At 49.9% G+C, this 25053-nt stretch carries 23 protein-coding genes; 6 read left to right on the forward strand and 17 right to left on the reverse strand.

Annotation, left to right across the window (positions count from 1 at the left end; all coding sequences use genetic code 11):
* The first annotated feature begins 16 nt into the window (after window positions 1–16).
* Window positions 17–403: an SMU1112c/YaeR family gloxylase I-like metalloprotein gene (gloA2, locus tag J0A65_RS09580; RefSeq protein WP_206593949.1), complete on the forward strand. Its 387-nt coding sequence runs from the start codon at window positions 17–19 to the stop codon at window positions 401–403.
* Here the strand turns inward: gloA2 and J0A65_RS09585 are convergent.
* From J0A65_RS09585 to J0A65_RS09595, 3 genes are all read right to left on the reverse strand, one after another.
* Window positions 396–2030 carry a methyl-accepting chemotaxis protein gene (locus J0A65_RS09585; protein ID WP_206593950.1) on the reverse strand — a complete coding sequence of 545 codons (1635 nt, stop codon included), beginning with the start codon at window positions 2028–2030 and terminating at the stop codon, window positions 396–398. The genes gloA2 and J0A65_RS09585 overlap by 8 nt on opposite strands.
* Before the next feature lie 177 nt (window positions 2031–2207).
* Window positions 2208–2444: a hypothetical protein gene (locus J0A65_RS09590; protein ID WP_206593951.1), complete on the reverse strand. Its 237-nt coding sequence runs from the start codon at window positions 2442–2444 to the stop codon at window positions 2208–2210.
* 61 nt (window positions 2445–2505) lie between these two features.
* Window positions 2506–3423: a LysR family transcriptional regulator gene (locus J0A65_RS09595; protein ID WP_206593952.1), complete on the reverse strand. Its 918-nt coding sequence runs from the start codon at window positions 3421–3423 to the stop codon at window positions 2506–2508.
* A 138-nt stretch (window positions 3424–3561) separates the two neighbouring features.
* Here J0A65_RS09595 and aptA point away from each other — a divergent pair, with 138 nt between their 5' ends.
* Complete coding sequence (gene aptA, locus J0A65_RS09600; RefSeq protein ID WP_206593953.1) at window positions 3562–4905, forward strand: omega-aminotransferase AptA; 1344 nt, start codon at window positions 3562–3564, stop codon at window positions 4903–4905.
* A gap of 62 nt (window positions 4906–4967) precedes the next feature.
* Window positions 4968–7301, forward strand: a complete 2334-nt coding sequence (locus J0A65_RS09605; RefSeq protein ID WP_206593954.1) for a TonB-dependent receptor — start codon at window positions 4968–4970, stop codon at window positions 7299–7301.
* A gap of 6 nt (window positions 7302–7307) precedes the next feature.
* On the opposite strand, the gene J0A65_RS09610 is transcribed toward J0A65_RS09605, so the two are convergent.
* The 11 genes from J0A65_RS09610 to J0A65_RS09660 form a co-directional block, all read right to left on the reverse strand.
* A complete protein-coding gene (locus J0A65_RS09610) occupies window positions 7308–7682 on the reverse strand; it encodes a cupin domain-containing protein (protein ID WP_206593955.1) in 375 nt (124 codons plus the stop codon).
* 1 nt (window position 7683) lies between these two features.
* On the reverse strand, window positions 7684–8958 hold the full coding sequence (locus tag J0A65_RS09615) for an NAD(P)/FAD-dependent oxidoreductase (protein WP_206593956.1): 1275 nt from the start codon (window positions 8956–8958) through the stop codon (window positions 7684–7686).
* A 61-nt stretch (window positions 8959–9019) separates the two neighbouring features.
* Complete coding sequence (locus J0A65_RS09620; protein ID WP_206593957.1) at window positions 9020–9691, reverse strand: TorF family putative porin; 672 nt, start codon at window positions 9689–9691, stop codon at window positions 9020–9022.
* A 153-nt stretch (window positions 9692–9844) separates the two neighbouring features.
* Complete coding sequence (locus tag J0A65_RS09625; RefSeq protein ID WP_206593958.1) at window positions 9845–11350, reverse strand: aldehyde dehydrogenase; 1506 nt, start codon at window positions 11348–11350, stop codon at window positions 9845–9847.
* Between the two features lie 17 nt (window positions 11351–11367).
* Entirely contained in the window at window positions 11368–11910 is a 543-nt protein-coding gene (locus J0A65_RS09630; protein ID WP_206593959.1) for a cupin domain-containing protein, read from the reverse strand.
* Window positions 11907–12737, reverse strand: a complete 831-nt coding sequence (locus tag J0A65_RS09635; RefSeq protein WP_206594023.1) for an ABC transporter permease subunit — start codon at window positions 12735–12737, stop codon at window positions 11907–11909. Before J0A65_RS09635 ends, J0A65_RS09630 begins: the two co-directional genes overlap by 4 nt.
* A complete protein-coding gene (locus J0A65_RS09640) occupies window positions 12734–13645 on the reverse strand; it encodes an ABC transporter permease subunit (RefSeq protein ID WP_206593960.1) in 912 nt (303 codons plus the stop codon). The genes J0A65_RS09635 and J0A65_RS09640 overlap by 4 nt, the downstream gene beginning before the upstream one ends.
* 2 nt (window positions 13646–13647) lie before the next feature.
* Window positions 13648–14766: an ABC transporter ATP-binding protein gene (locus J0A65_RS09645; protein WP_206593961.1), complete on the reverse strand. Its 1119-nt coding sequence runs from the start codon at window positions 14764–14766 to the stop codon at window positions 13648–13650.
* Window positions 14767–14836: 70 nt separating this feature from the next.
* Window positions 14837–15934 (reverse strand): extracellular solute-binding protein, encoded by a 1098-nt coding sequence (locus tag J0A65_RS09650; protein WP_206593962.1) that lies wholly within the window; start codon window positions 15932–15934, stop codon window positions 14837–14839.
* Between the two features lie 68 nt (window positions 15935–16002).
* The gene (locus tag J0A65_RS09655) at window positions 16003–17364 is read right to left on the reverse strand and encodes an aminotransferase (RefSeq protein ID WP_206593963.1); all 1362 of its coding nucleotides are present in this window, start codon (window positions 17362–17364) and stop codon (window positions 16003–16005) included.
* Entirely contained in the window at window positions 17361–18143 is a 783-nt protein-coding gene (locus J0A65_RS09660; RefSeq protein ID WP_206593964.1) for a gamma-glutamyl-gamma-aminobutyrate hydrolase family protein, read from the reverse strand. Before J0A65_RS09660 ends, J0A65_RS09655 begins: the two co-directional genes overlap by 4 nt.
* Before the next feature lie 225 nt (window positions 18144–18368).
* On the opposite strand from J0A65_RS09660, the gene J0A65_RS09665 reads away from it, so the two are divergent.
* Both J0A65_RS09665 and speB read left to right on the forward strand, forming a co-directional pair.
* A complete protein-coding gene (locus J0A65_RS09665) occupies window positions 18369–19718 on the forward strand; it encodes a glutamine synthetase family protein (RefSeq protein WP_232849843.1) in 1350 nt (449 codons plus the stop codon).
* A gap of 9 nt (window positions 19719–19727) precedes the next feature.
* Entirely contained in the window at window positions 19728–20624 is an 897-nt protein-coding gene (gene speB, locus J0A65_RS09670) for an agmatinase (protein WP_206593966.1), read from the forward strand.
* 2 nt (window positions 20625–20626) lie between these two features.
* On the opposite strand, the gene J0A65_RS09675 is transcribed toward speB, so the two are convergent.
* Window positions 20627–21235, reverse strand: a complete 609-nt coding sequence (locus J0A65_RS09675; RefSeq protein WP_206593967.1) for a TetR/AcrR family transcriptional regulator — start codon at window positions 21233–21235, stop codon at window positions 20627–20629.
* A gap of 6 nt (window positions 21236–21241) precedes the next feature.
* On the reverse strand, window positions 21242–22525 hold the full coding sequence (locus J0A65_RS09680; protein ID WP_206593968.1) for an NAD(P)/FAD-dependent oxidoreductase: 1284 nt from the start codon (window positions 22523–22525) through the stop codon (window positions 21242–21244).
* Between the two features lie 159 nt (window positions 22526–22684).
* On the opposite strand from J0A65_RS09680, the gene J0A65_RS09685 reads away from it, so the two are divergent.
* Window positions 22685–24019 (forward strand): glutamine synthetase family protein, encoded by a 1335-nt coding sequence (locus J0A65_RS09685; RefSeq protein WP_206593969.1) that lies wholly within the window; start codon window positions 22685–22687, stop codon window positions 24017–24019.
* A 68-nt stretch (window positions 24020–24087) separates the two neighbouring features.
* Here J0A65_RS09685 and bfr read toward each other — a convergent pair whose 3' ends face one another.
* Complete coding sequence (bfr, locus tag J0A65_RS09690; RefSeq protein WP_206593970.1) at window positions 24088–24555, reverse strand: bacterioferritin; 468 nt, start codon at window positions 24553–24555, stop codon at window positions 24088–24090.
* Between the last annotated feature and the right edge of the window lie 498 nt (window positions 24556–25053).

Genomic DNA, 25053 nt, shown 5'->3' on the forward strand with positions numbered 1-25053 from the left:
TGAAATGGGAGAAAGCATGCTGCAGCGTATTCACCATGTTGCGATTATTTGCCGGGACTACCCTCGCGCTAAAGCGTTTTACACCCAGACATTGGGTTTGCAGATCATTGCGGAAAATTTCCGGGCAGAGCGGGATTCCTGGAAGCTGGATCTGGCTTTGCCGGACGGCGGACAACTGGAACTGTTCTCTTTTCCTGATCCACCGGTTCGCCCAAGTCGACCCGAAGCCTGTGGCCTGAGACACCTGGCCTTTGTGGTTAGCGATTTGGATAACGCGGTATCAGATCTCCAGAGGCATAAGGTGGAGGTTGAACCCATCCGGGTGGATGAATTTACCGGCAGGCGTTTTACCTTTTTTGCCGATCCGGATGGGTTGCCTATTGAGTTGTATGAAATTAGCTGAGTTGAAATTTCTCTACCTGACTTTCCAACTGTACGACTAATTGTTTGATCTGATCCGTGGCCTGGTGAGCTTGCTGAGACAAGCTGGCGTTATCCGCGGCAATTCGGGCGATTTCATCCACTCTGTTGCTGGTACCTTGCCCGGCCTTTAGCTGGGTATCGGCGGCATGGGAGATATGCTCGCTCATGGCCATAATGGCAGACAAGGACTGACCGATATGTGAAAGCTGCTCTGAGACCTGACCGGCATTTATCACTGCCTGTTCGCTGGTGGCGATACTGGCATTGACTGACGACTTGGCTTCTTTGGTGGCGGTTTGCAATTTACCAATGGTCTGCTGGATTTCTCCCGTGCTGGCCTGAGTTCGCTGTGCCAGCTGCCTGACTTCGTCAGCCACCACAGCAAAGCCACGACCTTGTTCGCCCGCCCTGGCGGCTTCAATGGCGGCATTTAAGGCAAGTAGGTTGGTTTGTTCGGCAATGCCCTGAATCACCGACAACACGCTGGCTATCTGACTGACTTCGTCTTCCAACACCTGAATATTATTGCCGGCCTGTTCTATCTGACGTTCAAGCAGGGCAATAGTGGTGGTGGACTGATCCGTCAAGGCGTTGGCCTGTTTGCCCTGCTCGTCGGCCGAGCTGACAGACTGAGAGGTGAGGTCTGACTGTTCTGCGACTTGTTGGGCAGAATGGGTCAGTTCGCCTATGGTGGTGGCAACTAATTGCGCCTGCGTATTCAGTGTATGAGTGAGTTTATCCAGCTCATCAAAACGTGACTGGGAATCCTGGCTCTGGGTTTGTAAGCTGTGAGAGGCGGACTTGATGCTTTGCACTACTTCGCGCAACTTACTTTGCATATAGATAACAGCTCCAAGAATGCTGTCTCTGGCGATATTATCCTGATTGTCTGCCAGCCTGAGATCCCCTTTAGATACGCGCATAACAGATTCTCTGACCTGGCGTATCTCGCCACCCAGCGCATGGCTTAAGCTAAAGCCGAAACGTGCCAGCGCCAGTGCCAGAATAATCGCGATAATCACAGACAGGCTTACCAGCCAAATAGCGGTATCCCAGTAGCGTTGATCAACTTCCTGATAACTGATACCGGTTCCCACGTACCAACCCCATTGCGGGGTTTTTTGTACCACAGATGTCAGGTCGACAATGTCACCGTTGCGCTCATCATTCCAATAGTAAGTGATGATCTCACCGGTACGATTGCCCACCAGTCCTTTCACCATCTGGCCAATGCTTTTGCCTTGCGCGTCGGTAAAATCGTTAAAACTGGTTTCATGTAACTGTGGGTCGTGCGGGGTAGCTACGAAATCCAGTTGCTCGTTGACCACATAAACATATTCAGAATCGTGGTACTTATTTTCTCTGAGGATTTGCGTGGCCAGTTTTTTGGCTTGTTGCTCTTGCAACTCGCCGTTGGCCACCATGAGTTCAAATTGCTGGATGACGTTGACTGTGCTCTTCATCAACTGATTGATACGAGCAATGTTGTCGCCTTCACTGGCCAGTCTTAGCACGTGCAAGCCAATAAATGACACGGCAAGTAGCGAGATAAAAATACTGACAGCAAATGCGATGATTTTGGCGCGCAAACTTAAAGAGTGGAACATGGATCCCCCGAATTAGCTCAACGTCCGATGTGATTTATTGTGGTTTTATTTAAATCATTCTTGTGACAATTTACCAAATGTTGTGGGATTGGCAACATTTGATAGGGTTTGGTGTTGTTAAATAACAAGATGTGTTTTAACTGCGCGTCAATGAAATGCATTGTACCGCCATAAAAGTTAGTCGCGGCGGTGCTCGTTTGAAGTCAGTAACTCACTGATGAGTGTTTCCAGATAACTGATAACGATGAGTAACGTCAGGCTGGCAACCAGCGCAGCGACGGCGAATATTTGTTGTTCTTCGGGGTTGCCGAACAATAGATTAAGGACAAATAAGAAACCCAGAAGGAGCAAATAGACGCTGACGGCTTTAATGCGGTGGCGGCGAAGCACAAACTGCAGTTTTTGTTCTGACATGTTACATCCCTGATTAACATCCAGCGCGGCTGACGATGTCTGATAAAACGCTACTATTAACTTAGTCAGCAATGACCAGCTTATCAACTAACGCATTCAGGAAAACGTCCAGCACTCTTTTGTTTCGTTGGGATTGGCGGGTAACCACATAAATATCAGTTTGGTATTTAAGCATATCCGGCAACAATGCGCGCATTTCACCTTTTTCTACCCAACGCGTGGCATAGTGTTCGGGTAAGAAACCAATGTATTCGTGGGTTAGGATCAGAAATGCCACACCTTCTCTGTCATTGGAGGTGGCTGTTACATTGAGCTGATCGAACAATTGGGGTTGATTCATTTGTTCTGCGTAAATAGGCAGCACCGCGCTGTGCTGAGCTATCGTTTGCAGGTCATCCGGGCTGCTAAACAAAGGGTGCGCGTTAGAGCAATACAAGGCGCTGGTTTCACTGTACAAGGAGTGTAACCTAAGCCCGTCAATCGGCTGGAGACTGGGCATCACCCCCACATCCAACTCACCTTCTAATAACGCCAGGCTAATATCCGCGGGGTTGCTCATGCGGATATTAATACGTATCTCACTGCTGATGTGCTTCAGCTTGGCCAGCGCATTGCTTATGGTGCGGTGTGGTATGGTGACCAAATTGTCAATAATGCCTATGTTCAGTTCGCCCTTGAGTACTGCGTAGGTATTGTTGACTTCTTCCTGGAACACATCGGTGGCATACATCAGCTTTTGCGCGGCTTCATACACTTTTTGGCCTTCCAGTGTCAGACTGAAACCTGCCCGGCCACGGTTGCATAGTTTCATGCCAAGGCGTTTTTCCAGATCCGAAATGTAGATGGATATGGCCGAGCGACTCAGATTTAGCAAGCTTTCTGCACCAGTAAAACTACCAGCCTGAACCACGGCGATAAAGGTTTTCAGCAATTTTAAGTCCAGGTTACTGACCTGACGCAGCTTACGGGAATTTATCATCGAGCTGATAGGTTAAAAAAAACTAAACTGAACTGTATCAGTTGAGGATTTATCGTCCAAAGAAATTTACCTAGATTTAGCATTCAAAGATCATTTGTCCGTTTCTTGTTCTTAGTTCATTCATCCAGGAATCCTTATATGGCGGCTTTTCACCCCAATCGTCAGTCGTTTTCCAGCCATTGGTTGGCATTCACCAGTAATCGACGTTTTCATCAGCAGCCCAAAATGGTTAGTCATGCTGAGGGCATTTATTACTACACGCCAGATGGCCATCAGCTATACGACAGTTTGTCCGGTCTGTGGTGTACGCCTTTAGGTCATGGCAATAAGGGAATTGCCGCTGCTATTAATACGCAAATGGGGCAGTTGGACTACGCCCCGGCATTTAATGTTAGTCATCCACAGGCCTTTGAACTGGCAGATAAGCTCGCCGAAATGGCACCAGGAGCACTGAATCATGTGTTGTTCTGTAATTCTGGTTCGGAAGCGGCTGACACCGCGCTTAAACTGGCTCGCGCTTATTGGCGGGCTAAAGGTCGCCCGGAAAAAAGCAAGTTTATCGGTCGTAGTAAGGGGTATCACGGGGTGAATTTCGGCGGTATCTCGGTGGGGGGGATTGGTGGCAATCGCAAAATATATGGGCAAACACTGGATGCTTACCATTTACCTCATACCTGGTTGCCTGAGAACCGTTTCAGCAAAGGATTGCCTGAGCAGGGTGAACACTTGGCTGACGCCTTGTTAGCTATTTTGGAAGTTCAGGATCCCAGCAATATTGCCGCTGTTATGGTTGAACCCATGGCCGGGTCGGGGGGCGTTATTATACCTTCAGCCGGGTACCTGAAGCGGCTTCGGGCGCTTTGCGACCAGCATGATATTTTGCTGATTTTCGACGAAGTCATTACCGGCTTTGGTCGAATGGGAACCATGTTTGGTGCTGATTATTTCGATGTGCAGCCGGATATTCTGACCTGTGCCAAAGCCCTGACCAACGGTGTGATGCCGATGGGGGCAGTGCTGGCCAGCAGCGAAATCTACGATTGTTTGATGAATCAACCCGGTGATGATTACCTGATTGAGTTCCCGCATGGTTACACCTATTCAGCCCATCCGCTAGCCTGTGCGGCGGCATTGGCCAGTCTGAATCAGTTGCAACAGCCAGGTCTGCTGAACAACGTGGCCGACCTTGCCAAGGTGTTCGAACAAGCTATTCACGAACTAAAAGGGCTGCCGCTGGTGGAGGATATTCGTAATATCGGGCTGGCGGGAGCGATTCAGTTGACTATGGATGCAAAACAACCGCTTCGCCACGCCAGCGAAATCAGTGCACTGTGCTGGAAAAAAGGTGTGTATGTGCGATTCGGCGGCAACAACTTAAGCTTTGCACCGCCTTTCGTTTGTGAGCCGGAAGATATCAGAGAAATCTTTGCCAGGGTGGCGGAAGCGCTTTCGGATTATGCCAGGACAATCGGAACCCCTTGAATTAAAACTTTATCTGGCAATGGGCTACACTCAAGTAGCCCTTAACGTTGATGGTGGCTTGCATGCAAGTAACAGCATCTTCCATTCTGGTCTTATCATTATTGGCTGGGATGGTCAGCCAGCAAGGACATGCCGCTGATAATCAACTCAACACGGACCTTTTTTCTCTTTCTCTGGATGAATTGTTGGATATCAAGGTCGAAGCCCGAAAAGTGCTGGAAGACCTGCAACTAACCCCTCTGGCAGTGTCAGCTTTAACTGGCCAGCAGTTACTTTTGGGTGGCCACAATAGTCTGCTCGACGCGTCGTATTTTTTGCCAAATATAGATGTGACTACGGTAGGGGAGAACTCTGGTTGTACACATTGTGCCAATATTACTATACGTGGGGTAGGCCAGGTCGACCCCATTCCCACTATTGATCCCAGTGTCGGTATCTATGTAGACGGGGTTTACCAGGCTCGTTCAGCGGGGGGCATTGTCAGGTTTCTCGATATTGATCATCTGGAAGTGCTGCGTGGCCCGCAAGGCACCTTATTTGGTAAAAATACCATAGGTGGTGCAGTGCAGGTCTTCACCAACAAGGTGGGCAAGCAGCAAAGCCTGAGTGTAAAAGCTGATATGGGGGAGTATCAGCGGCGTGATATAGCCTTGGTGTGGAATCAGCCTCTCGCTCAGGACAGTGGCCTGCGTCTGGCCTTGTCGAAAAATAGCCGGGACGGCTTTGTTACCCGCCTGAACGGCGAGCAGGAAGGTGGCCAGGATGATTTTAATCTGCTGGCCAAGTACCAATTGATATTAGCCGATGCCCTGGACCTGACTCTTAGCTACAGTGGGCAGTGGCAGCAAAACGGCAGTGCACCTGCCGTCATTGAGGTAAAAAACGATGAGGCCAGCCTTATCCGGCTATTTAATCAGGCTGCCTCAGTGTCAGGGCGTTTTATGCCGTTGCAGCCCCTGCAAACCAGCCAGACCGGCTTTGACAGTGCAGCCACTTTGGGTAATGACAATAGCCTCAGCCAATACGCTTGGGCTGCTACTATCAATTGGCAAATATCCCCCTTACTCAATCTTAAGTCTATTACCGCATATAACAGCATGAATGGGGTATACAGTCGTGATTTTGATCACAACCCGGTCAATATTGGGGTAACCCGTGACTGGCAGGGGAGCAACCAGCGCAGTCAGGAATTTAACTTAACCGGTCAGAATGGCTCGCTGGATTGGCTGCTTGGCCTGTTTGCCTTTGATGAAGATGTTGCATACCAGGCAGATTTTATCTTCTTTGAGAATCTTTATGCTGCGCTGGAAGCTTTGCCGGGTCCATTAGATGGCTCACCACTCAACCAGCCAACGGACATTGGGGGGCCGGGTAACCCACTGAATATTAGTCTCGACTTGGATAATCGTTACATCAACTGGTTGAATAACCAAAGCTATGCATTGTTTGCCCAGACAAACTGGCAGTTAGATAGCCAATGGAGCCTGACGTTGGGAGGGCGGCTGACTTATGAGCGAAAATCCCAGCAGGTACTGGGTGTGGCGAATGTCTCCAGAGTGGAGCTGTTCAGACGTACGGCGCAGGATCCGCAAGGGGCGATCAAGAAGTCCTGGCGGGTGTTCTCACCATTGGTGGCGCTGCAATATCAATATCGCCCCAGCATGATGTTATATGGCTCGGCTTCCAAGGGCTTTAAATCAGGGGGCTTCAACGGTTTACCCAATTCCCCGGTAACGGCTCAGCCCTTTGATCCTGAATACCTGACCTCCTATGAGCTTGGCATGCGCTCGCAATGGCTGGATAACAAGTTACGTTTGAATCTGACCGGCTTTTACATCAACCATCAGGATATGCAGTTACGTGGTGGCCAGTCCAGTGAGGAATCAGGGCTTGAGATTCTGATTGATAATGTGGGCGAGGCGCGCAGTAAAGGCGTGGAACTTGAATGGCAAGCAAAGGTGAATACCAGGTTGGGACTAAGTGGCAGCCTGAGTTACATCGACGCAGAGTTTGTGGATGTGGGCAGTGCCACTCAGGTGACGTTGGACTCCAAGCTGATTCGAACTCCAGCTTGGACTTCAAATTTGGCGCTTTGGTATCGTTTGCCGCTGGCCGGGCAGAGCAGCGTCACCGCTCGTTTAGACTGGGCATTTCGCAGCAAGACTTACAACGATGTATTTAATTCTGCCCTGGCGGTACAAAAGGCATTTAGCCTGGTTAATGCCAGGCTAAATTGGGAATTGAATGAACGATGGAGCGCGGCGGCTTTTGTGACAAACCTCACAGATACTCAATATGTTATCGGCGCTAATGATTTTACCCAGGCCTTTGGTGTGGCTGAGCGTTATCTTGCAGCCCCGCGTCAATGGGGAATTAGCCTGACGTACCAATTCTAAGCTTGTTTAAGTTGTTTGTGCCATTGTTGGGGGCGTTGCTTCATATATTACATAGAGTTTTTTGCATGGTGTCAGACTGTGCCATATACCGCTGAACCCAGCCGGGATCACAAAGTGCTCACCCGCCTGAATGGTGGTTTTATTGCCTTGCTCATCTTCCAGTTCAACCTGACCCTCCAGCAGCTGGCAGTATTCATGTTCGCTGCAGCTTACCCGCCAACTACCCACCTCACTGCCCCAGAAACCGACATGAAATTGATTGGTCGGGTCGGAGTAATGATTCGCAATATATTGGGTAACCGGGCCACTCAACTGTTTCTCCAGCGGAGTGGGGTAGCTGGAGAAACTGCTGTCTGTGCTGGTGAATTTAATGACTGACATCTTAGATCCCCAATTTGTCACGCAGGTTGTAATAAGCGGCACCTAAGGCCGTAAATGGAATCTGTAAGGCCCGCCCGCCCAATAGTGGTAAGTGTGGTAACTTGGCAAAAACGTCAAAGCGACCAGCCTGACCGGTCAGGGCTTCGGCGGCAACTTTACCGGCCAGGTGAGTGCAGGTGACTCCGTGGCCACTGTAACCTTGCATGTAGTAAATGTTGTTGTCCAAACGACCAAATTCAGGTAGTCGAGATAAGGTCAGTAAGAAATTCCCTGTCCAGCTAAAATCAATTTTTACGCCTTTCAGGCTGGGGAAGGTGGCCTCCAGTTTGGGCCGAATCAAACGTTCTATATCGGCCGGATCGCGCGCACCATACACCACGCCGCCACCGTAAAGCAGTCGATGATCTGCCGTGGTACGGTAGTAATCAAGCAGGTAATTGCAGTCTTCTACACAATAATTGGCCGGTAAAAGTTCGCGACAACGTGCTTCACCTAATACTTCAGTGGTAATGATTTGCGTACCACAAGGCATATTGCGTTTGCTTAGCTCAGGCAGCACATGGCTGAGATAGGCATTGGCACCGACGACCAGATAACGCGAGTTAACTGAACCTTGTGTGGTATGGATTTGTAAGGTTTTACCCCGTACCACCCGAGTGACCGGGCTTTGTTCAAATATCTGTCCACCCAGAGATTGAATAGCGCGGGCTTCACCTTGCGCCAGCTTTAGGGGCTGGATATGTCCACTTAAACCATCACTAAGGCCACCGACATAGCGGTCGGAACTGACGATATCTGCCAGGGCATTACGATCTAACAGGGTGAGTTGCTGATTACCATGTTGTTGCCACAGACGTTGCTGCGCCTCAAGATGCTGCATCTGTTTGGCATTCATGGCCACGAAGGCTCCACCGGGCACATAGTCGCAGTCAATTTGGTATTGCTCGATTAGCTGGCGGATAATCTCGCCCCCTTCGAACATCATGGCGGCCATGGCGTCACCAGCAGCCTGACCGTAGCGTGCGGTAATATGATCCACATCTCGGCTGTAGCTGTTAACGATTTGCCCGCCATTACGGCCACTGGCACCAAAACCAATACGGTTGGCTTCCAGCAAAACCACCTTCATTCCGGCTTGAGCCAGGTGTAAGGCTGATGACAAGCCGGTAAAGCCCCCGCCTAAGATACATACGTCGGTATCCTGGGTACCCTGCAATTTGGGGTAATTGGTACTACCGGCATTAAACTGATAATAGCTGCTGACAAGTTCACCCATTTTGACCTCCCAATGGGGAAAACAGGCCCGATTGGGCCTGGAATACGGCTAATCGGAGCGACTAGAAGTTGTAGCTGACGCCCACGGTGAACTTGGATGAGTCGTCACCATCCAGGTCGTTGTACCAGGCGCTGACATCAAAAGAGAAGTTGCCATAGTCTTTAAGCACAGACAGGCGACCCCAGTCATAGTCTTCATCTTCGCCATATTCTTCCCAGCCCTGGCGGCCGTACTCTAGCTCCAGTGAGAGGTCTTCCTGAATACTGAAACTGGCCACAACTGACATGTGCAGGGCATTCATGTCTTCATAGGCGCTGGAGCCTAAAGAATCATTGGTGTAATCAAGGTTCACACCCAGGCTGAAATTATCTGACAACGCTTTGCTTAGCCCGGCGTGCAGTTCCATGTAGTTGTATTCGTTTTCGTCCAGATAGGCGTAGTAAACTGCCATGAGGTCATATTCCAGCCCTTCAGACAATTCGCCGGCATAGCCGACGAACAGATCCACTTCGGTGTCATCTGTTACTGGGGATGCCCAGACTCCGGCATACCAGCCGGAGTTTTCCGAACTCCAATCAAGACCAGCCTGAATGGCTGGGTCCTTGTCGTTCAGACTAAGGCCCCGGAACATATAGTCCGAGGTCAGTGTGACATAGCCGCTGACCTCGGCATTGGCCAGCGCAGGTAGAGCAAGAAGCAGGGCACTTGAGAGTAATTTGGTTTTGAGTTTCATCCTGGTTTCCTTCAATACATTATTGTTAGAATCTAGACGGGACAACTCACTCCGCCTTGGATTGGGACAGTTTCCCAATGGTCTTAATGTCAAAGACAAGATGACCGGGTTCGTTTTTAAACCTTTGTTATTTGCGACTGATTTCCTGATTGATCAAAGCTGGATCCATGTGGTTTTCAGTTCAGTGTATTTATCTAGCGCATGCAGGGATTTATCCCTGCCGTTTCCGGATTGCTTAAAGCCACCAAAAGGCACCGTCATATCCCCGTCGTTATAGTTATTTATCCACACTGAACCGGCTCGCAGTTGCTTGGCGAGTTTATGGGCGCGTGACAAATTGCCAGTCCACAGCGCCGCGCCCAGACCGTAGTCGGTGTCATTGGCGATTTGAATAGCTTGCTGCTCGTCGTCAAAGGGGATAACTGCCATCACTGGGCCGAAAATCTCTTCTCTGGCAATACGCATCTGGTTATTAACACCGGTGAAAATGGTGGGCTCAACAAACGCCCCCTTGTCAGCATCAAGCGCCGCCTCGCCACCTAAGGCTAAAGTGGCACCACCTTGCTGGCCCCATTGAATGTATTGCAGCACATTGCCCTGGTGCTGTTTATCCACCAAGGCCCCCATGTTGGTGGCGGGATCTAAGGGATCGCCGGGTTTGAAATAGCGACTGGCTTCCACGACTTTTTGTACAAACTCATCGTGAATACTGCGTTCCACCAATAAACGGGTGCCGGCCACACATACCTCGCCTTGATTGTAGAAACAGCCAGACGCAGCGCTGCGGGCGGCCTTATCCAGATCCGGGCAATCGGCGAAGACAATATTCGGGTTTTTGCCACCCGCCTCCAGCCAAACCCGTTTCATATTGGATTGACCGGCATATTCAAGTAGGGTGCGGGCGGTGCGAGTAGAGCCGGTAAAGGCCAGGCAATCAACCTGCATATGCAGCCCGAGCGCTTTGCCTACTGTGTGGCCAAATCCTGGCACCACGTTAAAAACACCGTCTGGAATACCGGCTTCACTGGCAAGCCGTGCGAGAAAAATCGCGGTCAGCGAGGATTTTTCTGAAGGTTTGAGTACCACAGAGTTGCCCGCCGCCAATGCCGGGCCAATTTTCCAGCAAGCCAGCCACAATGGAAAATTCCAGGGGGTAATAGCCGCTACCACACCAATAGGCTCGCGAGTGATGGTGGCCAGCACATCATCTTGGGTGGGGGCGACTTCATCATAGATTTTGTCGATGGCTTCGCCGTGCCAGCGGATCACATCGGCGCTACCGGGCACGTCCACATGAAAACTCTCGCTGATGGGTTTGCCCATATCCAGGGTTTCCAACGCGGCAAGCTCGGTTTGGTTTGCCTCCATTAAGGCGGCCAGTTTAATCAGTGTCTCTTTGCGTACTTTAGGTGACTGATTTCGCCATACGCCAGACTCAAAGCTTTGCCTGGCGGCACTGACCGCTATCTCAACATCGGCTTCATCACATTCAGCAATTTGTGCAATGACTTCGCCATTTGCCGGGTTAATGCAATCGAAGCTGCGTCCGCTTTGCGCTTGCCTATAGCCGCCGTTAATAAAGGCTCGCCCTTCGATTCGTTGCTGGCTGACAAGCGCTTGGCAATAGGCTTGCCACTGGGCATAGGTTTTGTCGCTCATCGGATTCTCCTTGGGCATTAAAAACTGGCCGGGGTGACGGCACTGATAATTTTGCATACCTCATTACCCCGGTTAACAAATTGGTGGGGCAACTGGGTATTTAAATAGTAGCTGTCTCCGGCTTTTAATTGATATTCCTGATGGCCCTGCAATATGGTCAGTTCACCACTTAATACTGTGCCGGCTTCCTGACCTGGATGACTTATCCATTCTTCCCCGGTACCACTGCCCGGCGGATACACTTCCTGCAGAAAGGTCAGTTGCCGATCGGCCTTTTCTGCCCCGACCAGCAGATACTGTACGCCGTCACTGCCAATATCGGTCAGTTCGTCGGGGCCATAAACGAGCTTGTCCTCTTCGACAAAATCATGGGTAAAAAACTGACTAAGCGGCATCGACAGCCCGTTTAGTATCTTGTGCAGATTACTAATAGACGGGCTGACCGCATCCCGTTCAATCATCGACAGCGTGCTGTTGGGCAGATTGACCAACTTGGCCAATTCCCTTTGGGACAGGCCTCGCTGCTTTCTCAATGCTTTAATACGCTTACCGACTTTCATGATTGTGACAACGCCCGTTGGTCGCGCAGCCGGGCCTTCTCCACTCGTCTTGCGTAGTACCAGGAGGCAAATACCAAACTGGTGACAATACCAATAATGATAGTTGCCAAGGCGTTGATTTCTGGACTGACGCCCAGTCGCACAGAGGAGAAAACTACCATAGGCAGGGTCGTTGAGCCTGGGCCGGAAACGAAGCTGGCAATCACCAGATCATCCAGGCTTAGGGTAAAGGCCAGCAACCAACCCGATACCAGCGCGGGGGCAATCATCGGCAAGGTAATAGTAAAGAATACTTTAAACGGCGTGGCGCCAAGATCCTGCGCCGCTTCCTCCACTGACATGTCCATTTCGGTCAGCCTTGAACCTACTACTACGGCAACATACGCAGTACAAAACGTGGTGTGCGCCAGCCAAATCGTTGTCATACCGCGACTTCCCGGCCAACCCACTAACTGGGCCATGGCCACAAACAACAGCAACAACGACAAACCCGTAATAACTTCAGGCATAACCAGCGGCGCGGTAATCATACCTCGTAGTAAGGTGCTGCCTTTGAAGCCCTTGAATCTGGCCAGCACAAAAGCGGCCAGGGTTCCCAAAATAACCGCTGCGGTGGCGGAGAAAAAGGCAATTTTCAGGCTGTTGGCCACTGCGTCTAACAACTTCTGGTTGTCCAGCAGTGCTCCATACCATTTGGTCGAAAATCCCGCCCAGACTGTGACCAGGCGTGATTCGTTAAATGAATAAATGACCAAAATCAGCATTGGTGCGTACAGGAACGCCAATCCCAGCCACAACATCATCTTACTGAAGGAAAAACGCATCAGGCTTCCTCCGTTTGACGATTCTGGATGCGGTCAAACCACATAATAGGAATGATCAGCAACGCCAGCATGACAATGGCGACAGCCGAAGCGACCGGCCAATCACGGTTGTTGAAGAACTCTTCCCATAGCACCTTGCCTATCATCAGGGTCTGCGGGCCCCCCAGCAGTTCAGGGATGACAAACTCACCGACGGCCGGAATAAATACCAGCATGCAGCCGGCGATAATGCCTGCTTTGGTAAGCGGCACTATAACCCTGGTCAGGGTAGTGAAAGGCGACGCACCGAGATCCTGAGAGGCTTCCACCAGACTATGATCAAGCTTCATCATATTGGCGTACAGCGGCAGGATCATAAAGGGCAGATAGGCATAAACGATGCCGATATACACGGCAAAATCGGTATGCAGCATGATGATAGGTTCGTCAATAATGCCCAGGCTCATCAGAAAATTATTGATGTAGCCATTGGGCTTCAAAATGCCTATCCAGGCATAGATACGAATCAAGAAAGACGTCCATGACGGAAGAATAACCAGTAACAACAATACATTACGAGTTGATGCCGGTGCCCGGCTGATGGCCAGCGCCATCGGATAACCAATCAACAGGCATAACAGTGTTGAGACAAAGGCGATACGAATGGAGCTTAGATACGCGGTCAGGTACAAATCGTCGTTGAACAAATAGGCATAGTTACCCAGGTTCAGGTCGATGGTCAGATGGTTATCTTCATAGGTGACCAAATCTGTGTAAGGAGGAATCGCAATTTCGGTTTCAGCGAAACTGATCTTCAGCACAATAATAAAAGGCACCAGGAAAAACAGCAGCAGCCAGATGTAGGGGATGGCGATGACACCACTGCGTGGTCTGAACAGCCAGCTTTGCCGGAGGCTTTTGAGCAGTTCCATGCTTATTCCTCCAGCACCACACAGGCATCTGGCGACCAGGAAACATACACTTCCTGTTCCAGTTCAAATGGCAGCTCACGGCGCCTGTCGTTGGTTTGGGTAACTTGAATAAACTGCTTATTGGGTAACAGGATATGATAAATACTGTGTTGGCCCAGATATGCCAAGTCATCAATAATACCCGTCCCCCAGTTGTACTGTTCGTCGGGCTGCTCGGCACTGAGTCGAATTTTTTCCGGTCTGACGGCAACGCTCACCGGGCGGGTATTACCCGGACCACTGATACCGTGGTCTATGTATATGGGTCTGGCCAGGTTTGGCACATGAATAACCACATAGGCTGGCTCTTCTTCCACTATCTCACCGGCGAACAGGTTAACCTCACCAATGAAGTCAGCCACATAACGGCAATTAGGGAATTCATAAATGTCGTGTGGAGAGCCAATTTGCAGAATTTCACCCGCATGCATAATGGCGATACGATCAGCCATGGTCATGGCTTCTTCCTGGTCATGAGTAACCATCACGCACGTTACGCCCACTTGCTTGATGATATTCACCAGTTCTAACTGCATTTCACCACGGAGTTTTTTATCCAAAGCACCCATGGGTTCGTCAAGCAGCAGCAACTTTGGACGTTTTGCCAGGCTGCGAGCCAGGGCAACCCGCTGACGCTGACCACCGGATAATTGGGCGGGTTTGCGCTGGCGATACTGGGTCATGTGTACCAGCTTGAGCATCTCTTCTACGCGGCTGGCAATGTCTGCCTTGCTTAATTTGTCCTGTTGCAATCCATAAGCAATGTTTTGCTCTACCGTCATATGCGGGAACAGCGCGTAGGATTGAAACATCATATTAAATGGGCGGCGATAAGGGGGAATTTGCGCGATATCTTCGCCATTTAACAAGATCTTGCCACCGCTTGGAATTTCAAAGCCGGATAACATGCGCAGCAAGGTGGATTTTCCGCAGCCGGATCCGCCTAACAAGGCAAAAATTTCACCCTGATAAAATTGCAGGTTGACGTCACGCACGGCCGGATGCCCGTCAAAATGCTTACTTAGATTTTTCAGTTCCAGCAACACCGGGCTGGGAGAGTGAGAAAGGTGTTTCAAGGTCATCGGTACGGGGATCCTTTATCGCAATTTGTCAGGTCCGGGCAACCCAATGCTGCCCGGACGCATCCTATGATTACTTACCGGCCTTCATTTCCGTCCACACTTTATTGGTGGCGCGGGAAACTTTGGCTGGGCGTACTTCAAAGGTATAGAGCTTTTCCATTACCTCGGCAGGCGGGTAAATGGCCGGGTTTCCGGTAATTTCCGGGTCAACCATGCTGGTAGAGGTTTTGTTGCCGTTAGGGTAGGACACATAGTCACTGATACCGGCGATGACTTCGGGTTCCATCAGGTAGTTTACGAAGTCATAAGCGGCTTCAACCTGTTTGGCATCGGCCGGAATGGCCAGCATGTCAAACCACATGGCCGCGCCTTCGTTGGGGATCACGTATCCTACAGTCACACCGTTGTTGGCTTCTTCGGCACGATCAGCGGCCTGGAATACATCACCGCTCCAACCCACAGCTACACACACATCGCCGTTGGCCAGGTCGTTGATATATTGAGATGAATGGAAATAGCGGATATGCGGGCGAATGGATTTTAGCAATTCGCCGGCTTTTTCGATTTCCTTGGTATCGTTAGTATTTGGATCCATGCCCAGATAGTGCAGGGCAGCAGGCACGATTTCAGACGCGGCATCCAAGGTCACTACGCCGCACTCGGCGAGCTTGGAAATGATTTCGGGTTTGAAGATCATATCCCAGCTGTTGACTTCGAAGTCGTCACCTAAAATGGCTTTGACCTTCTCCACGTTGTAGCCAATGCCTGTGGTACCCCACAGGTAAGGTACGGCATGCTCATTGCCCGGATCAACTTTTTCCAGTTTGGACATCAGCATAGGATCCAAATGCTTCCAGTTTGGTAGCTTGCTGCGATCGAGTTTGGCAAACACGCCAGCCTTAATCTGACGCCCTAAAAACTGAGCAGAAGGTACCACTACATCGAAACCGGTATTGCCGGTCAGCAGTTTAGCTTCGACTACTTCATTGGAGTCGAATACGTCATACACTACCTTGTTTCCAGATTTCTGCTCATAGTTGGCCACTGTGTCTTCGGCGATGTAATCGCTCCAGTTGTAAACATGCACAGTGTCGGCCTGAGCTGCAGCGCAAACCGATGTGGCCAGCACGGAGCCAGCAAGTAACCGCAATTTTGGGGAGAATGTCATTGTTCTTCCTTATTCAATAAGTTGGAGGTTTAGGTCAATCGTGCTGATTTCACTGTTGTCCAGGTTTGTTATTGTTGTAATTGTGCCTGAGCCAAATCCAGTGCTTGCCAGGCTCTCTCAGTTAAGTCCTTGATTTCATTGCGGTCAAGAATGAATGGCGGAGCGATAATCATAGTATCACCCGTGGCCCTCATGACCAGACCGGCCTGCAGGGACATGTCCCGGCAGACTGTACCGGCACGCCCGTTGCCGGCAAATCGCTGCTTGCTGGATTTATCCTTTACCAGTTCCAGCGCGCCCACTAATCCTTTACATCTGGCTTGTCCCACAAGTGGGTGATCGGCCAGGGGCAGCCAATAATCTAGCATGGCCTGACTTAGCTCATTTTTCACCTTGTCGATGTGCCCTTCGGCCAAAATCTCCAGGGTCGCCAATGCAGCAGCGCAAGCTACCGGATGGCCTGAGTAAGTAAAACCGTGGGCCAGATCATTGGTATGGGACAGCAGTGCCTCTGACACCCTGTCCGATACCAACACACCACCCAAAGGCACAAAGCCGTTGGTGATGCCTTTGGCAAACACGATAAAGTCTGGTTCAAGTTGATAGAATTGGCTGGCAAACCATTCTCCGGTGCGACCAAAGCCAAAAATAACCTCGTCAACCACCAGTAATACGCCGTACTGCTGACAAATTTCCTGTACGCGCGGCCAATAGCTGTCTGGTGGGATGATTACCCCACCGGCACCTTGAATGGGTTCGGCAAAAAAAGCGGCAACATGATCGGGGCCCAAGGTCAGTATTTTTTGCTCCAACTGGTTGGCTGCCCATAGCCCAAAACTCTGCTCATCCATGTCAGCCACGTCTTTGCTGGCTTCGAACCAATAGGGTTGTGGAATATGATGAATTCCTCTCAAGGGTTCAAACTGCTCGTGCATAAAACCCATGCCACCGAGGCTGGCACCGCCAATAGTGCTGCCGTGGTAGGCGTTTTGCCGGGCAATAATGGCTTTTCGTTGTGGCTTTCCTCTGGCATCCCAATAGCGGTTAATCAATCTCAGCACTGAGTCATTGGCTTCGGAACCTGAATTGGTGAAAAACACCCGATTGAGATGTGCAGGTGCCTTGTCACTGATTGCTTGAGCCAACTCTGTAGCGCGCGGATGAGTGCACTGGAAGAAGGTATTGTAGTAGGGCAACTCTTCAAGCTGGGCGGCAATGGCCTGATTGATGCGCGGTTGACTGTAACCCAAGTTGCAGCACCATAACCCGGACATTCCGTCCAATAGTCGATGGCCGTTGGCTTCAAATATGTAGGCACCCTGGGCGTGACTTATCACCCTGGAGCCCTTGCGATTGATATCTGCCTGGTTGGTAAAAGGATGCAAGTGATGCGCCGCATCAGCGGCTTGCCATTCTTGTAATGTCTTCATCGTTGACTCCTTTTGTCCCGCCAGGTCTGACAAGCCTCAATAAAGCCCGTCAGTATCTGCGCATTTTGAGGATACTGCTCAGGACGCCATTCGGGGTGCCACTGTAAGGCCAGCAGAAAAGATGAATGCGGACGCGAAAACGCCTCAATCAGTCCGTCTTCGGCTCTCGCTTCAACTTGTAAGCCATGACCTAGCTCTTTAACCCCTTGCATATGAATGGAGTTAACCTGGATGCTTTGTTGTGAAGCGAACCATTCGCTTAGAATTCCTTGACCACTCAATTGCACAGGATGGGCGGGGGCGTATTGCTGCTCAACTGGTTGTTCCTTGTCTTCTCGGTGATCCATCAGCCCTTTTACTTCATGCAACCTGTGGTGCAGGCTGCCGCCAAAGTAGACGTTGAGTTCCTGAAAACCCCGACAGATACCCAGCATAGGGAGGTCGGCAGCTAACACACTATCGAATAAGGCCCAGTTGCTGGCGTCACGATGCGGATCGCGCTCGGCGTCATCACCTTCCTGTTCCGCTTCTTCGTAATAGCTGGGATGCAGGTTGGAATAAGAGCCTGTTAGCAAAACACCATCCAGCTTTTCTATAAAAGCGGATTGGCATGCTTTTGACAGGGTATGAAAAAGCGCCGGGATAACCAGCGGCACCACGGGCGTATCGCCGTGCATCAAGGCCCGGATATATTTGTCGCCTGACTGATGATAGGCATGAGGACCACGCACTATCAGGTCTGCACAAACACCGATAAATAATGGACTGGCGTTTCGCACTTGTATGGCTCACTGAACAAAATATTGAAACGTTAGGTTCAAGCTATTGGAGTTAATAATAAAGTTCAAGTGGCAATCTGCTGATTTAGTGTGCAAAACATCAAAGCTTAGTTTAACTAATCGTTAACAAAGTGGTGTTTTTCAGGCTGGAATGTCCAATATGCTTTATGTTTAACTGAGATGAACACGAACAAGTGTTCAATATAATAAACGTCGGAGATGATCATGGAGTTAAGCTCCTTTCTTGTCAATTACCCGGATGTAGAAGTTTTTGACCTGATTCTGTCAGATTTAAATGGTGTGGCACGAGGTAAGCGGGTAAAGCGGGATGCCATTGAGTCCGTACTCGAGCAGGGCATGCATATTCCCTTCTCTGTGCTGGCGCTGGACGCATCCGGTGAGACGGTAGAAGAGTCGCAATTGGGGCTGGAGATTGGTGAGCCGGATCGCGTTTGTTATGCAGACTTAAAAACCTTAGCAATATGCCCCTGGAATACTCAGTCAGCCGCCCAAGTGCTGTTCAGCATGTACGATTATGAAGGTGAGCCGGTGCTACTGGACCCTCGTCATCAGGTGAACCGCGCTGTCAGCTTATTTAAACAGTTAGGTATGCATCCGGTGGTCGCGGTGGAGCTGGAATTCTATCTTATCGATGCCGAGCGTACCGAAACCGGCTATATCCAGCCACCCATCTCTCCCAAAACCGGTAAGCGTGAAGCCAACACCCAATGCCATTCCATGCTCAATCTGGATGATTTTGCTGAATTTCTGTTGGATGTAGATAGTTGCTGCCAGGCCCAGGGCGTGCCAGCGGATACAGCGGTTTCTGAATATGCACCGGGGCAGTTTGAAATTAACCTGCGCCATGGGGACGATCCCTTGCTGGCCTGTGACCATGCCATGATGCTCAAGCGCATCATTCATCAGGTTGCCGAGCAGCATGGTATGCAAGCAACTTTTATGGCTAAGCCCTATGGGGCGTTGGCTGGCAGTGGGTTGCACTTACACGTAAGCCTGGTAGATGAGGACGGTGAAAATCTTTTTGGAGAAGGGGAAGCCGACGAGAATCCCTTGCTGCTAAGTGCAGTAGCCGGGCTTTTAGAGACTATGCAGGAGAGTACTGCATTCTTATGCCCCAATATTAATTCCTATCGTCGTATGCAGCCCAATCTGTATGTGCCCATGTATGTCAACTGGGGCATTGATAACCGAACTGTAGCAGTGCGTATACCGCCGGGTGAGCCCCATAGCCGCCGGGTTGAACACAGAGTAGCCGGTGCGGATGCCAACCCTTATATAGCGATGGCGGCGGTGCTGTTTGCCATGTATCATGGTATCTCCAACAAGCTCACCCCACCTGCGCCGCAGGAAGGCAATACGTTCGAGTTCGACAACCCATCCTTACCTTGCCGTTTACCGGATGCACTGTCGCTGTTAGGCGAGTCGGTGGTCTTCAACCAATATTTTGGGGCTGACTTTATCCAAGTCTACCGGGCTTGCAAGGAGCAGGAACTGCTCAAGTTCGAACAAACCGTGACGCTCAAGGAATATGATTTTTATCTCAACACTCTTTGATGCAGATTTATGACCAACGCCAATTATTCGCTTTATCAGCCAGCTAACACCTTTGTATTCGCGTCCAAAAGCAAAATGGATAAGGATACCGACGTGGTCATTGCTGGCGTGCCCTTTGACCTTGCCACGTCTGGCAGGCCTGGGGCGCGCTTTGCACCTACCGCTATTCGCCAGGCTTCCGCCAATCTTGGCTGGGAGCAACGTCGTCACCCATGGAAATTTTCCCTGAGACGAAAACTTAAAATTGCCGATGTGGGGGATGTTAATTTCTCCCATGGCGATGCACCCGGCGCCATGCAGGCGGTGCGCGAGCATATTGGTAAGGTTATGGACCTGGGGGCTATACCTTTTACCTTCGGTGGTGACCATTTGGTTACCTTGCCGGTATTACAGGCCATGGTGGCCAAACGGGGCCCTGTGGCACTACTGCATTTTGATGCACACACCGACGATTATTCGGGGGGGAGCGAGTTCGACCATGGTAGTGTGTTTTACCACGCCAGGGAGCAGGGCTTACTACTAGATGGTAAGGTAATGCAGCTTGGGATCCGTACTGACCATTCCAGCAAGACGCCCTTTGAGGTGATCCCGGCCGAGCAGCTTTGGTATGCCAAGGCAGTGGATATTGCCGAGCGGATTAAGCAAACCATGGGGGATGCCCCGGTTTATCTGACCTTTGATATAGACTGTATTGATCCGGCCTTTGCACCAGGTACCGGTACGCCTGTTATCGGTGGAATCAGCCCGCATTTTATTTTAGAGCTATTGCGCCAACTGCAAGGGCTGAACTTCGTCGGTATGGACGTGGTGGAAGTCTGTCCTGCCTATGATCACAGCCAGATCACCAGCTTGTTAGCGGCCACGCTGGCAACAGATATGCTTTATTTATTGGCCAGTCAAAAATAAGCCTAGGTAAAAGACACGACCAGGGTTTGCAGCATACGCTTGAGTTCTTCAAGGGTTTTGCTGCCTCTGGGTTTGGATTGATTGACCACCACTAATAATAAAGCGTGGCTGGTTTCATGAAAGGTTCGGCCAATACGCTGTCGTTCTGACAACGACAGTGTTACCCCCATTTTCTCCAGACGATTCGCTACGTGATTGATAACCAGTTCATCATGTTGTTCATCCAATGACATCAATTGGGGGATGGCGAACATGGCTTGTACCAAATGCAAAATGCCCCGCTGCTTTTTGTATAACTGATGCATATGACTGACAAATAGCTCAACAAAATCATGCAAGTTAGCCGGTGACTGCTGCTCATCTTGCTTAAGGGTATTGGCCATCTGTTGCAGCCAGCGTTGTCCCATAGCATGTAAAATGGCTTCTTTATTGGGGTAATAGTGGTACAAAGTGCCAACTGAAATACCCACATCTTCAGCTATTCGTATGGTGGTAAGTGCCGCAGGTCCGAGTTTTTCTAAAAGCACAGCAGCTACTTCAAGTATCTGTTCCTGACGGGCAATAGAGCGCTTTTGGCTGGGTGATATCCTGGGTGTTAAAGGTTTGCTCATGTTTTATTAGTTTCCAAACTTATCACGCAGCGCATAGTAGAGCATGCCCGCTACCAGGCCGGGATAACGCAGCCAAGTACCGCCAGGAAAGGTGGGAGTAGGGTAACGGGCCAACGCATTGAAATCATCCGGCTGACCAGCGATGGCTTGGTCAATCAGCTTACCAGCCAGGGTGGCTAAGGCCACACCGTGTCCTGAATAACCCTGTGCCACATAGATACGATTATCCAGACATTGAAAATGTGGCATACGGTTCAATGTAATGGCCAGAGTTCCTCCCCAGCCATACTCCAGTTCAATTCCCTGCAGTTGCGGAAAGATTTCTTCCAGATAGGGGCGGACAAAGGTACGGATGTCATCCGGGAAGCGCGATGAATAGTTCTCACCGCCACCAAACAGCAGGCGATGATCCGGCGTGGTGCGAAAATAATTAATCACAAACTTTGAATCGGCAACCGCAACGTTGTCGCGAATAAGCTGCCGCGCGGTGTTTTCACCGAGCGGGCGGCTAGCCACGATGAAATTATTGATGGGCATAATTTTACCGGCTACTTTGGGAAATAAATCGCCAAGGTAACCGTTACATCCCAGCACCAGTTTACTTGCCATGAGCTGGCCATCAGCGGTATCAATTCTTATGCCTTGTTTAGTGCTGGTTACTTTTGTAGCGCGGCTGCGCTCATACAGGCTGGCACCGGCTTGTTGGGCCAATTCGGCCAGCGCAAGAGTGAAATTCAAGGGATGCAGGTGTCCGGCTCGCATATCCAGTTCTGCGCCATGATAGCGGGGACTGGCCAGCATTTGCGACAGCTCATCCCGCTCAATAAAGCGGGTATCGTGGTACCCATATTCTTCGTTGAGCTTTCGTACATTGTCACGCATCTCTTTGGCATGACTGGACTTAAAGGCTGTGTGCAAAACACCCGGCACGAAGTCACAGTCAATCTGGTGTCGGTCAATTAAGTTGCGCACCAAATCGATGGAATCAAGCGCCAGTTGCCATAGTTTACCGGCCGGCTCGTGGCCCACTTTAGCTTCGAGCGTTGCTTGGTCCAGCCGCTGCCCCGGACTGACCTGACCACCATTGCGTCCAGAAGCGCCAAATCCGAGGGTTTCTGCCTCCAACAATACGCAGCTTAAGCCACGGTTTGCACAGTGCAGGGCGGTAGACAAACCCGTTAATCCGCCACCAACGATACAGACATCAACCTGTTGCTGGCCGCTGAAAGTGGGGCAGTTAACCTGCTTGTTTACCGTCTGTTGGTAGTACTGGTGACGTATGTCTTCCATCCCGGCCTCTTTGTCATAGATTAGCGAGGTAAAGAACCCAAGCAGGTATAAAAATTAGCTTATCTGGCAATATGCCATATTGTTAATTAACACTTTTTACCCTAGCATATCGAATGATAATTCGAAATAGAATTATGAGCACAATCCAACAGGTGATATATGGATGATGTTAAGAAGTGGCTCTCCAGCCATCGCATCTCGGAAGTTGAATGTTTAGTGCCTGATATAACGGGCAATGCTCGGGGCAAATTTATTCCTGCGAAAAAGTTTATAAAGCAGGAAAGCCGCTTACCTGAGAGTATCTTGATTCAAACCGTAACCGGTGAATACACCAGTGAACATTACGATATTGTCAGCGAAACTGACTCGGATATGTTTCTGGAACCTGATACTTCTACTATTCGCGAAGTCCCTTGGGCTGATGAGCGTACTGCGCTGATTATTCATGACTGCTATTTGTCCAGTGGTCAGCCTCACCCCTTGTCCACACGTAATGTGTTAAAGAAAATTTTGGCACTTTATCAAAGTAAGGATTTGGTGCCTGTTGTGGCGCCAGAAGTGGAGTTTTTTCTGGTCGCGCAAAATACCGACCCGGACTATGAGTTAACCCCACCGGTAGGGCGCTCAGGACGACGTGAGTCAGCGCGGCAGAGTTATAGCATTGATGCGGTGAATGAATTTGAGAAAATCATTGACCAGATGTACGACTATTGCGAAAAGATGGAGCTGGGTATTGATACCTTGATCCATGAATCCGGGGCGGCACAGTTTGAAGTTAACTTTCTGCATGGCGACCCGCTTAAACTGGCCGACGAAGTTTTTCTATTTAAACGTGTGGTCAGGGAAATTGCCCTGTCGAACGGTGTGTACGCCACCTTTATGGCTAAGCCGATGCGTCGTGAGCCAGGTAGTTCCATGCATATCCACCAAAGCCTGGTAGATAGAAAAAGTGGACACAACGCGTTTTCCACCAAAGATGGAAAGTACTCCAGTTTGTTCTTCAATTATATTGCCGGGTTGCAAAAGTATGGCCCAAGTGCACTTTGTTTCTTTGCGCCTAATGTGAACTCTTATCGTCGTTTCACGCCGGATAATTCGGCGCCGATTAATTTTGACTGGGGATATGACAACCGGACCACGGGATTGCGTGTGCCGGATAGTGAACCTGATGGTTTCCGGGTGGAGAATCGTCTGCCTGGCTCAGATGCCAATCCATACTTGGCTTTTGCTGCAACATTGGCCTGCGGATATTTGGGTATTTTGGAAAATCTTCAGCCTCAGCAAGCTAACGAAGGTAATGCTTATACGCAGGAAATCGAGGTTGCCCGCAATCTTGAGGAAGCGTTGCGTCTGCTGGATAAGTGTGAACCCCTACGCCACATCATGGGGGAAGACTTTGCATATGCATACAGCGCCGTTAAGCGTAATGAATGTGAAGCCTTTAACGAAGTGATCAGTTCCTGGGAGCGGGAGTTCTTGCTGCTGAATGTCTAGCGACAAAGAGAATGCAATGAAGCACTGGTTTGAGCCAGTGCTTCACGCTTTATATATCCAGTGATGGATTACATTTGTGATTGCAGATAATTAGGCAGACCAACTAGTTTAATTAAACGTAGTTGTTGCTCCAGCCAGTAAGCGTGATCGTCTTCTGTATCTTTAAGCAAGCCGGTCAGCATATCGCGACTAACATAGTCCTGCTCTTGTTCACACAACTTAATGGTGTCTTTCAGCAAGCGTTGCACGTCGTACTCCAGGCTCAAATCTGCCTGCAGCATGGCGGGAACGTCCTGGCCGATATTCAGGCCATCCCGTTTGGTCATGTCTGGCGTACCTTCCAAAAACAAAATACGCTCGATTAAGGCAGCTGCGTGGCCTTTCTCGTCATCAAACTCGTGGTCAATGCGCTCGAATAACTTGTTCAGGCCAAAGTCCTGATACATCCGAGAGTGAATAAAGTATTGGTCCATTGCTGTCAGCTCGTTGGCCAGCAGCAGGTTCAATGCGTCAATGATCTTGGCGTTACCTTTCATTGGTTCAAATCCGTGTATCAGAAAATATGCCGTCAAGTGTAGTGTAATATTCGAATTATTGGAAATTTTTTATACAAATCAATGCATTATCTAATGATATCAATTCTCGTTGCCACTTCGTTTTGACCTCTTGCGATTCTCGCACAGACAATCATGGAGTTTGAACTCAACACTGTTTAACAGGAATAAGGCTATTTACTCTTTATTAAAGGAAGAGAGAATCGTTGAAAACCCCCTATGGTCCTTTGGTCGTTTCTTTTATGCAGAGCGGAATCTATTGCTGACTACCGAATTTTGGTGGTTTGTTGACCTGTCTTGCTGGTTGTTTGTACGTTTAGCTGGTTAATTGAGCGAACGATCCATTGTTTCATTAATATTTCATAATTTGGCTTGCGCGCTTTTCGGGCCTATGTATAATACGCACCATCTTGAGACGGGGTGCTGAAACAGCCCAGACAAGAAAAGACTTCAGACGCGGGATGGAGCAGCCTGGTAGCT

It is taken from the genome of Bowmanella yangjiangensis, assembly GCF_017255015.1.
GTDB classification, from domain to species: domain Bacteria; phylum Pseudomonadota; class Gammaproteobacteria; order Enterobacterales; family Alteromonadaceae; genus Bowmanella; species Bowmanella yangjiangensis.

Excerpts from the sequence above, each read along its gene's own strand:
- gloA2 (WP_206593949.1), top strand. The coding sequence starts at position 17 with ATGCTGCAGCGTATTCACCATGTTGCGATTATTTGCCGGGACTACCCT.
- J0A65_RS09585 (WP_206593950.1), bottom strand. The coding sequence starts at position 2,030 with ATGTTCCACTCTTTAAGTTTGCGCGCCAAAATCATCGCATTTGCTGTC.
- J0A65_RS09590 (WP_206593951.1), bottom strand. The coding sequence starts at position 2,444 with ATGTCAGAACAAAAACTGCAGTTTGTGCTTCGCCGCCACCGCATTAAA.
- J0A65_RS09595 (WP_206593952.1), bottom strand. The coding sequence starts at position 3,423 with ATGATAAATTCCCGTAAGCTGCGTCAGGTCAGTAACCTGGACTTAAAA.
- aptA (WP_206593953.1), top strand. The coding sequence starts at position 3,562 with ATGGCGGCTTTTCACCCCAATCGTCAGTCGTTTTCCAGCCATTGGTTG.
- J0A65_RS09605 (WP_206593954.1), top strand. The coding sequence starts at position 4,968 with ATGCAAGTAACAGCATCTTCCATTCTGGTCTTATCATTATTGGCTGGG.
- J0A65_RS09610 (WP_206593955.1), bottom strand. The coding sequence starts at position 7,682 with ATGTCAGTCATTAAATTCACCAGCACAGACAGCAGTTTCTCCAGCTAC.
- J0A65_RS09615 (WP_206593956.1), bottom strand. The coding sequence starts at position 8,958 with ATGGGTGAACTTGTCAGCAGCTATTATCAGTTTAATGCCGGTAGTACC.
- J0A65_RS09620 (WP_206593957.1), bottom strand. The coding sequence starts at position 9,691 with ATGAAACTCAAAACCAAATTACTCTCAAGTGCCCTGCTTCTTGCTCTA.
- J0A65_RS09625 (WP_206593958.1), bottom strand. The coding sequence starts at position 11,350 with ATGAGCGACAAAACCTATGCCCAGTGGCAAGCCTATTGCCAAGCGCTT.
- J0A65_RS09630 (WP_206593959.1), bottom strand. The coding sequence starts at position 11,910 with ATGAAAGTCGGTAAGCGTATTAAAGCATTGAGAAAGCAGCGAGGCCTG.
- J0A65_RS09640 (WP_206593960.1), bottom strand. The coding sequence starts at position 13,645 with ATGGAACTGCTCAAAAGCCTCCGGCAAAGCTGGCTGTTCAGACCACGC.
- J0A65_RS09645 (WP_206593961.1), bottom strand. The coding sequence starts at position 14,766 with ATGACCTTGAAACACCTTTCTCACTCTCCCAGCCCGGTGTTGCTGGAA.
- J0A65_RS09650 (WP_206593962.1), bottom strand. The coding sequence starts at position 15,934 with ATGACATTCTCCCCAAAATTGCGGTTACTTGCTGGCTCCGTGCTGGCC.
- J0A65_RS09655 (WP_206593963.1), bottom strand. The coding sequence starts at position 17,364 with ATGAAGACATTACAAGAATGGCAAGCCGCTGATGCGGCGCATCACTTG.
- J0A65_RS09665 (WP_232849843.1), top strand. The coding sequence starts at position 18,369 with ATGGAGTTAAGCTCCTTTCTTGTCAATTACCCGGATGTAGAAGTTTTT.
- speB (WP_206593966.1), top strand. The coding sequence starts at position 19,728 with ATGACCAACGCCAATTATTCGCTTTATCAGCCAGCTAACACCTTTGTA.
- J0A65_RS09675 (WP_206593967.1), bottom strand. The coding sequence starts at position 21,235 with ATGAGCAAACCTTTAACACCCAGGATATCACCCAGCCAAAAGCGCTCT.
- J0A65_RS09680 (WP_206593968.1), bottom strand. The coding sequence starts at position 22,525 with ATGGAAGACATACGTCACCAGTACTACCAACAGACGGTAAACAAGCAG.
- J0A65_RS09685 (WP_206593969.1), top strand. The coding sequence starts at position 22,685 with ATGGATGATGTTAAGAAGTGGCTCTCCAGCCATCGCATCTCGGAAGTT.
- bfr (WP_206593970.1), bottom strand. The coding sequence starts at position 24,555 with ATGAAAGGTAACGCCAAGATCATTGACGCATTGAACCTGCTGCTGGCC.